This is a genomic window from Aurantimonas sp. A2-1-M11 (assembly GCF_036549475.1).
Taxonomy (GTDB): domain Bacteria; phylum Pseudomonadota; class Alphaproteobacteria; order Rhizobiales; family Rhizobiaceae; genus Aurantimonas.
Genome location: NZ_JAZHLI010000101.1, coordinates 1 through 9,441 on the forward strand (window position 1 = coordinate 1; position 9,441 = coordinate 9,441).

Genomic DNA, 9,441 nt, shown 5'->3' on the forward strand with positions numbered 1-9,441 from the left:
ACACCGGAAATCAATCGGGTCAGGATCGGTTTCCGGCATTCTCCAATACTTCAAACCCGATGGGAATCCCTGAAGCACAGGGCATCCAAGGGTTTTTCAGGGCGAACCCCTTAGGCTGCCCGGGACGATCGCCTGACGCCTCAGGCGAAGGCATTGCTCCAGGTGATCCGGGCACGCTGCGGGAAGGGGAAGGAGACTGTCACAACTGAGAAATGAGGGCGGTCGTCCTATATATATAATCAATGCCTTAACGTGGAGAAGGTTCGACGTCAGACCCCTCCCCTCCCCCAAGGCACTTTCGCGGGCGAGCCGCGGTCTGACCAGAAGCGCACACCGAGACCACCATCCAGATGTAGAGAGTGCCTACTCGCGCGTTCTCACTTCGCGATAGAATCGCTCCGCACCCAGATGCAGCGGTATGGCGATGCCGTCGAGGGCCGTCTCGAGCGTCACCATTGTCCCTTTCGCATGGCCGACATCGAGCAGCTTGCGCGTCTGGTCGTTCCAGAGAGCCTTCGTGATCTCGTAGACTAAGTCATCATCGACGGCGGCCGACGTCACCCATTGCGCTCCTACGGCCAGCGTCTCGGTCGCGTAGATGCCAGAATAGCTTTCGGCCGGCACGGTATCGACGCTGTAGAAGCCGAACTCCTCTGCGATCGCCTCGGCCTCAGCGCCGTCGATCGGGACGAGCGTGATCGGGGCCCGCGACGTAAGCTCGATGATGGCGTTCGTCGGATATCCCGACGTGATAAAAAAGGCGTCAAGGTCACCGGCGATGATCGCGTCCGATGCCGGCGCCGACTTCAGGAAATGAACATCGACGTCGGTTTCGCTGAGGCCGTAAGCCCGGAGAATTTCAATCGCGTTGACGTAGGAGCCCGAGCCGCGCTCGTCGAGCGAGACCCGCTTGCCCCTCAGGTCTCGGACCGAGCCGATGTCCGCGTCCTTGCGAGCGATCAGCTGAATGTGCTCGGGGTAAAGAGCCGCAATGGCACGCAGATCCTCTGCCGGCGTCTGACCCGTAAACGGCCCGGTGCCGGTATAGGCCCAGTATGCCACGTCCGACTGCACGAAGCCCGAATTGAAAAGACCGGATTTTATGCCGTCGATGTTGTCGATCGACCCGCGGGAGGACTGGGAAATGGCGATGAGCCCCGGCACGCCGCAGCTTCCGCCCTCATCACAGGGCCGCGAGCCCGGCGGGTTCGAAATGGCGTTCGCGATTGCTCCGCCGAGGGGATAGTAGGTCGCGCCGGTCCCGCCCGTGCCGATCGAGAAGAATCGAAGGTCTTGTGCGGCCGCAAACCCCGGAAAAAGCGCCAGGGCGAGGAGTCCTCCGACGAGGTGCTGGGTAAGCGGGAGCATAGATTTCCCTCCGAACGAGTACGTGTACTGCCGATCGCTTACGACCAACGAAAAGCCCTCGCTCCTCAATAACTGGCAACCGCTACAACCTGAATTAAGCCACATTCCCTTGCGGCAAAAATTTATTGGCGTCTTGCGCCGTTGTCAATCGGACCGTTAAGTTGAGGAGGAAGCAGGCGGGGCTTCGGCGCTCGGGGAGGACGTAGTGTTCGAAGCTTCGGGTTTTGCCGCTCGAAAACCATTGACCCTGACTGCGGCGCAGAGCTGGCCGCGCCCCGCGCGCCTTGGCGTCAGGGGGCGACTTTATGCGGCGTTCCTCGGCATCAGCGTGCTCGTTGTCCTGGCCGCCGCGGTTTCGATCCTTTCCTTCAGTAGGGTCGACCACGCGCTTGACGCGATCACCGGCACGAGCGTCCCGCTCGCGATCGCCTCACTCGACTTGTCCCGTCAAGCCGAACGGATCGTGGGCGCCGCCCCGGCCTTGCTGGCGGCGGAGTCGTCGGAGGAACAAGCGGCGACGTTAGCGAAGCTGCATGGGGATCTCGAGACGCTGAACGGCCTCCTCGGCCAGCTCTCGCAGCACGAGATCGAGACGCAGCCAATCGAGTCGATCCGGCGAGCGGCAGCACAACTCAGGAACACGCTGGACGCGCTTGACCGGCTCGTCACTGCTCGCCTCGCAATCAGCAGCCGGAAACGGGATCAGCTCGAGCGTGCGCAGGCCGCGGCTACCAAGCTGTCGGCGATCGTCGAGCCGATGGCGAACAGGGTGGCCGAACGTATCAAGGACCTGCGGCAGCTTACGAACGAGATCGCAGCTGGAAGCGCCCTGCGACAGCAGCGCGGCATGGCGCTGATTGAGGCGCAGTCGCTATACCAGCAGCTGACGGAAGCCTGGCACGAGGTTGCGCTTGTGTCGACGCGCCTCGTCGAGATCGCGAACGCCGGCGACCCCTCGAAGCTACCCGAGCGCGCGATTCAAGTGAGCTTCTCCCTCGACAAGCTCCGCCGGCTGCGCAGTCCGGACGGCGAGGACGCGGCCGAGGCCGTGCTCGAGCGGCTCGCTGCCTTCGCCGATGGTGACAACAGCATCGCGCGCTCGCGGCTCGTCGAGCTGCAACTCGAGGCCGCGGGCGCCAAAGCGCTCGAAGAAAGCGCGGCCCTAGCCGGACGCTTCTCACAAGCCGTGGACAGGCTCGTGGAGACCGCCCAGACCAACATCCTGGAGGCCAACGCCGACGTCAGCACCACTCAGAGGATCACCGCCGCGATCCTACTCACCTTCGTCGGACTGACTCTCGTCGGCTCGTTTCTGATCGTCTGGCTCTACGTCCAGCGCAACGTTATCGCACGACTGGAGAGCCTGCGCCGCGCCATGCTAGCGATCGCCGGCGGCAATCTTGAGACCCCGCTGCCCGTGGTCGGCCGCGACGAGATCGGCGAAATGGCGAGCGCGCTGACGGTGTTCCGCGCCACTGCGGTCGAGATGAAAAAGAGCAACCTGCGCGAGATCCAGGAGGCGCGGCGCCGTCTCGATGATGCGATCGAAAGCACGCAGGAGGGCTTTGCGCTGTTCGACGCCGACGATCGCCTGCTGCTGCGCAACAGCCGCTACGGCGAGCTTCTCTACAACGGCGCCGACGTTCCTGAACTCGGCACACCGTATGCGATGATCCTGCGCCGGGCGGTCGAGCGCGGGCTCATCCTCGGCATCGACAAAGGCCCGGAACTCTGGATCGAGGAGCGGATGGCGGCGCACCGCTCCCCCTCGGGCTCGCAGGTCCAGCAGCGCAGCAACGGCCGCTGGCTGAGCATCAGCGAGCGCAAGACCGAGGACGGCGGGACCGTCGCAGTCTACACCGACATCACGGCCCTGCAGAAGCGCCAAGCCGAGCTTGAGGAGATGGACCGGCTGAAGTCACAGTTCCTCTCGTCGGTCTCGCACGAGCTCAGGACGCCGCTGACCTCGGTGCGCGGCTTTGCCAAGCTCGTCGGCAAGGATTTCCGGAAGCACTTCGCACCGCTCGCCGACGGCAATGCCACCCTTTCCCGGCGCGGGTCCCGGATCGCGGAGAACATTGAGGTCGTGCAGAGCGAAGGCGAGAGACTTACGCGCCTAATCAACGAAGTCCTGGATCTGTCGAAGATCGAGGCCGGAACCGTTCAATGGAACGACAGACGCTTCGCTATCCAGGACTTGGCCAAGGCGGCTTTCAAAGCAGCGAGCGGCCAGCTCGCCGAGAAGCCTGAACTCCAAGCGTCGCTGGACCTGCCGCCGAATCTGCCGGAGGTCTGCGCCGACTACGACCGGATTTTTCAAGTCGTGCTGAACTTGGTGAACAACGCTGCAAAGTTCACCGACACGGGCGAGATTGTACTGTCGGTCAAGGTCCTGCCAGCCGGCTTCGTCGAGCTCAGCGTCACTGACACGGGGCCGGGCATACCGCCCGAGGACATGGAGAAGATCTTCGAAAAATTCCACCAAGTCATGGCCCAGGACACGCTGGCCGACAAGCCGACCGGAACCGGACTGGGACTGTCGATCTGCAAGCAGATCGTCGAGCACTACGGTGGCAAGATCGGGGTCGAGTCCGAACTTGGCTGGGGCAGCCGCTTCTACTTCACACTGCCGAAAGCCGGTGCCGCGGTGGAAGCGGCGGCGCTTGCTCGCCCGGCCGCAGTCCCGTCCAGCGACCGCGGCCACCGCCGCCGCTCGATTTTGGTGGTCGACGACGATCCCGGCACCAGACGCTACCTGCGCCAGCTTTTCGAGGACGAGGGCCTCGAGGTCACCGCCTGCGCCAACGGCGAGCGTGCCCTCGCGCTCGTGCGCAAATGCCGGCCCGACCTGATCACGATGGACCTAAAGATGCCGCGCCTAGACGGCAGGACAGCGATCGCGGCGCTCAGAAGCGACCCGTCGCTGCGCGAGATCCCGATCGTCGTTGTCTCGGCGTTCGGACAATCGGACGAGGCCGATGGCGACGCCACGATCCCCAAGCCGGTTGACGAGGACAAGCTGCTCGCCAGCGTCCGCGCCCTGCTCAGTGACCCGGAGAACGATTCGGACCCGCCGGCGGACGAAGAGCAGGACTACCTCGTCGTGGAGATCGACGGCAGCGAGACCCTGCTGCCGGAGCGTCCGATGCAGCCTCGGATCACGCGCTGCCGGTTGGACGCCGTCGACGAGCGACTCGCCGATGGATTCTCCGGGACGCTGGTTCTGCCCGCCGAGGGCATCGACCGGCTCGACCTGCAGAAAATCTTGGAGACGCCGCAGGTATGGGGCGTGCTGATCGGGGCCGCCCGTTCGCCCATTCGACCGGAAACTGCCCAATCGGAGTGATTGATGACCAGCAAGATCGTGATCGTCGACGACGAGATTCACATCCGTTCGCTGATCGAGCAAAGCCTCGAGGATCTCGAAGACGACTATGGCATAGAGATCTTCACGGCCGAGGACGGCGCCGAAGGGCTCGAGATCGTGACGCGGGAGCGGCCCTCGCTCGTCCTGCTCGACGTCATGATGCCGAAGATGAACGGCTATGACGTGTGCGAGGCGATTGGCCGCGATCCGGACCTCTGCAATGTGTTCGTGATACTGCTGACCGCGAAGGGCCAGGAGGCCGATCGCGAGCGCGGTCTGCGCTCCGGTGCGGCGGACTACATCACCAAGCCGTTCGATCCTGACGAGCTGGTGGAGAGGGCGAAGGCGATCCTGGGCCTCGATTGATGCGGCTGCTTGACGTTCAAAACCCGAGCTTCCTTAAACGCATTCTCCGGCGCGGAGGGGTCGCTCGCCTGATGTCCGCGCACGCTGCCGCCGGCCCGTATGCCATTGTCGACGCCGAGGGAAGACTGCTGCATGGAGACGCCGCGCTCGTCGGCGGCATGGCCGTCGAGATGACGCTCCGGGGCGAAAGGTTCGGCTCGGTCTTCGGCAGGGACGCGGCGCAGCTTGCTCGCCTGCTCGAGCTTCTGGCCGAGCAGGCCTGGGAGGCGCGCGCGATCGCTGCCGACTCTCTCGAGAAGTACAAAGAGCTGACAATGCTCTACAACGTCTCGGAGAAGCTGTACTCGGCGGTCGAGGTCGAGCAGATCGGCGAGCTCATCCGGGACGAGGTCAAGCGGCTCGTCCGGTGCGATGGCGTCTCGGTCCTGCTCATCAACGACGAGACGCGGCGTCTCGAGATCATCTCGGCCGAAGGCGACAACTTCGACGGCCGCTCGTCTCTTAGCATCGAGGACGACCTTATCGGGGCGGTCCTCAGCTCCGGCAAGGGCGAGATCGTCAATGAGGCCGGCGGGCCGGACAGGCCGATCGCGAGTAAGCACGGTTTCGCCTCGGTGATCTGCAGTCCACTCAAAGCCCGGAACAGAGTGTTCGGGGTGGTGGTCGTCGGCACAGCGCAGCCGCACGAGTACACGGCCGGCGACCTTCAGATCGTCAACGCCCTGACCTCGCAGGCAGCGACTGCGCTGGAGGTCGCGCGTCTGAATAAAGTGCTCGTCGCGAAGGAACAGAAGCCGACCGAGGTGACCTATGGCGTCGGCGAAAGGCCGCCGCTCGTCTCGACGGGTGTACTCGCCTTCCAGCACCTGCTGATCGCACTGATGTCGCTCGCCTACCCGATCCTGGTCACGCTCGAGGCCGGGGGAGACCGGCTCCAGGCCGCCTCGGTTGCGAGCTACTCACTGATCGCGATGGCGATCGCGACGTTCCTGCAGTCGTGCGCCGGGCCGCCGATCGGCTCGGGTTTTCTGATGCCGCACATCACGTCAGCGGTCTTCCTGTCGCCGAGCCTGATCGCGGCCCGCACGGGCGGGCTCGGGCTGGTGTTCGGGATGACGCTTTTCGCCGGACTCTGCGGCATCTTCTTCTCGCAGGTGATCTCGCGCTTTCGGAAGATCTTCCCGCCCGAGGTTTCAGGCGTGGTGGTCCTGATGGTCGGGCTGTCGATGATCCGCGTCGCGCTATCCCGATTCCTAGGTCTCGGCGATGGCGACGAGGTCAGCGACCTCTCGGAGATCGCGGTTGGCCTCGTCACGATCGTCACGATCATCGCGCTGACGGTCAGCTCGTATCCGCAGCTGCGGCTCTACTCGACGCTCATCGGCCTCTTGGCCGGCTTCGCGCTGTCGTTGGCGTCCGGAATCATCAGCGGAGCGCAACTCGCAGGCATCGCCGATCTGCCGATGTTCGGCCTGCCCTCTCGACCGACCCTGAATCTGCAGTTCGACCTCTTGCTGGTGATCCCTTTCTTTGCGGCGGCGATGGCAGGTGCCATAAAGAATGCCGGGCTTGTCACCAGCATCCAGAAGACCAGTGACCGGAACTGGAAGCGGCCGGAGACCGGCTCGATCGGCGGGGGCATCATGGCCGACGGCCTGGGCAACATCTCCGCGGGCCTTCTTGGCGGCGTCGGTCTCGGCATCGGCGCGGGCAACGTCGGGTTGTCGATCGCGACCGGCGCCCTCTCGCGCGTGATCGGCGTCGCGACCGGATTTCTGTTCCTAGCGCTCGCGGTCATGCCGCAACTCATGGCCGCATTCGCCCTGATGCCGTCTCCGGTGATTGGCGCCGGCCTGATCTACGTCGCCTGCTACCTGGTGACGTCGGGCACACAGCTGATCGTCTCGCGCATGCTCGACGCCCGGCGTACCTTTGTCATCGGGCTGGCGATCATCGGCGGCGTCGGCGTCGAGATCGTACCAGACGCGTTCGCCGGGGCGCCGGTCTGGGCGCAGGCGTTCGTCAGCAGCTCCCTCGCCATGTCCACGACGCTCGCCGTCGGCCTCAACATGATCCTCTCGTTCGGTGTCTCAACCACAGCGCGACGGCGCGTCTCGCTGCTCTCGCCGCTGCGCGAGCCCATCACGCGCTTCGTCGAGGGCAACGGCGCCGCCTGGGGTGCGCGGGGCGACGTCATCGGCCGAGCCGTGCCTGCGCTGATCGAATTGTGCGAGGAAGTGCGACAGTCGAGCGGTTTCACCGAGGTAGACATCGAGATGCGCTTCGACGAGTTCCACTTATCGATCCTGATGATGTGGGAGGCGTCGGACAAAGATGTCGGGAGCGGGCTTAACGCAACGGCGCTCGTTGCGCTGAAGCGTCACGTCCAGCAGCGCTATGACTGCAAAGTCACGTTATCGAGCGACGAGACCTCGAATACGGTGCGGCTGGACTTCATCCATTAGCGCCGTCAGAGGTGGCTCGGCAAATCTGCACAGGGGCTGAGTGGATTGTCTGCCTGAAGGCGGCCAGGATGGCTGCGATCAGGAGATATGATGAGCCTTGCTCGATCGCCCCAGCCGCAAGGTGTCTTTCATCGCCGGGCTAATGGTCGGGGTGGCGACTGAAGCGCGCCGGGTTTCCCGGAGACCGTTTGGTTTGAGTCCTACGCAGCGATTGGCATGGCCTCAAGCTCGGCATAGTATGCGGCTTCTGCTTCAGCGGGCGGGATGTTACCGATCGGCTCGAGCAGCCGTCGGTTGTTGATGGAGTGGATGCCCCTCCCAGCGGCAATGTGAGCGCCAAGTATTGGCGTCCTCCATTAATCGAAGGAAGCCGGAAGTCATGGAACAGATTGCAGTCGTTGGTCTCGACCTCGCTTTTGTGGATCTCCGGCCGCAATCTCGTTGTCGGTGACCGGTAGTCTAGTAGTGGGAGCACGGTGACGGTCTGCTCGTCGGCCAAAATGCACTCCGTCCGAGGGAGGCCGCCCGCGATCTGGACGTGGTTCTGAAGCACATCCGATCGCGCGTTGAGCGGGATCTTGTCTCGAGACCGAACTGGTTTCGATGATACGTCCGGATCTGAGGCTTTCACTCGTTGAGGAACAAGACATGATGGCGAGAAAGCTCCGCCTCGATATCGGAGATCAGATAGTGACAGCCCTTTCTCATCGGACGACCCATTGATCACGCGAGCCGAAACCGCAGAGCATGAGCTGCTTTCCGCCTTGGGCTGGAGTTCGTTCTTTGCCGAACAGATCACGCCGGACGATGCGGATTTAGAGCCTGTTCGTATCGCGAGGGTTCACCGCTCGCGCCTCACAGCTCTGTCCCCACAAGGTCTGGTCGAACCGATCCTGACGTCCGACGTCACGACGAGCCATTTCGCCGTTGGGGACTTCGTTCTTATCCACCCCGCCACCCTCCTTCTCCAGCGCCGCCTCGAGCGACGCTCCGTCATCGAGCGTCGCGTTTCGGGCGGCACGGTTCCGCAGCTTGCCGGGGCCAACATCGACACGCTGTTCATCGTGACATCATGCAACATGGATTTCAGTCCGGCCCGGCTCGAACGGTATCTTGCTTGGGCCAACCAGGCAGGAATGGAGCCCGTCATTTTGTTGACGAAGGCGGATCTCACAGACGATCTCGGCTCATACGAGCGCCAGGCCCGCACGCTGCAGCGTGGGCTTGACGTGGTGATCGTCAATCCAAAATCGAGCGATACGACACCCTCCCTGGCTCAATGGTGCAAGCGTGGGCAAACGGTCGCGCTGGTCGGCTCATCCGGCGTCGGCAAATCGACCCTGGTGAACACGCTGGTCGGCGTGACCGAGGAACCGCAGCAGGAGACCGGCTCCATTCGAGAAGAAGACGCGAAAGGACGTCACACCACGACGGCCCGCTCCCTTCATCCGATTGCAGGCGGCGGATGGGTGATCGACACGCCGGGGATCCGGACATTGCAGGTCAGCGACGTCGCCGACGGCCTCGACATTTTGTTCGCCGAGATCACGGAACAGGCGGTGCAGTGCCGTTTTCGCGATTGTACTCACGCGCATGAGCCGGGATGCGCAGTCCAGGCGGCGGTGGTCGTAGGAGCCATCGATCGAGAACGGCTCGACCGCTGGCGCAAGCTGCAGGACGAGAACGCCGAGAACGACCTCGCCAAGGTCCCATGGGCCAACGGCACAGGCGGAAGGCGCAACAAGAGGCGCTAAGATCAGGTGGGGGGATGTCCCGATCGATGTTGAACTTCTGAAGTGGCGGCGTTGCCCGCCTTGAGCCGGTAGGCTCGGGGTGTCGAATCCACTTCGGAGAGCAACGCCATGAAGAAAGATA

General features: G+C 63.6%; 6 protein-coding genes. 5 read left to right on the forward strand and 1 reads right to left on the reverse strand.

What is annotated here, in order from left to right; translation table 11 throughout:
• Positions 1 to 209 (forward strand): hypothetical protein (locus tag VQ042_RS23360; RefSeq protein ID WP_331822687.1); only part of this gene is annotated, 209 nt, incomplete at its 5' end.
• A 154-nt stretch (positions 210 to 363) separates the two neighbouring features.
• Here VQ042_RS23360 and VQ042_RS23365 read toward each other — a convergent pair.
• Positions 364 to 1,368, reverse strand: a complete 1,005-nt coding sequence (locus VQ042_RS23365; RefSeq protein WP_331822692.1) for a TAXI family TRAP transporter solute-binding subunit — start codon at positions 1,366 to 1,368, stop codon at positions 364 to 366.
• Between the two features lie 205 nt (positions 1,369 to 1,573).
• Between VQ042_RS23365 and VQ042_RS23370 the strand changes: the two genes are divergently transcribed.
• The 4 genes from VQ042_RS23370 to rsgA all read left to right on the forward strand — a co-directional run bounded on the left by VQ042_RS23370 (position 1,574) and on the right by rsgA (position 9,320).
• Positions 1,574 to 4,714 (forward strand): ATP-binding protein, encoded by a 3,141-nt coding sequence (locus VQ042_RS23370; protein WP_331822688.1) that lies wholly within the window; start codon positions 1,574 to 1,576, stop codon positions 4,712 to 4,714.
• A gap of 3 nt (positions 4,715 to 4,717) precedes the next feature.
• Positions 4,718 to 5,101 (forward strand): response regulator transcription factor, encoded by a 384-nt coding sequence (locus VQ042_RS23375; RefSeq protein WP_331822689.1) that lies wholly within the window; start codon positions 4,718 to 4,720, stop codon positions 5,099 to 5,101.
• Between the two features lie 71 nt (positions 5,102 to 5,172).
• A complete protein-coding gene (locus VQ042_RS23380) occupies positions 5,173 to 7,566 on the forward strand; it encodes a solute carrier family 23 protein (RefSeq protein ID WP_331822690.1) in 2,394 nt (797 codons plus the stop codon).
• 719 nt (positions 7,567 to 8,285) lie between these two features.
• Positions 8,286 to 9,320, forward strand: a complete 1,035-nt coding sequence (gene rsgA / locus VQ042_RS23385) for a ribosome small subunit-dependent GTPase A (RefSeq protein ID WP_331822691.1) — start codon at positions 8,286 to 8,288, stop codon at positions 9,318 to 9,320.
• Positions 9,321 to 9,441: the final 121 nt, after the last annotated feature.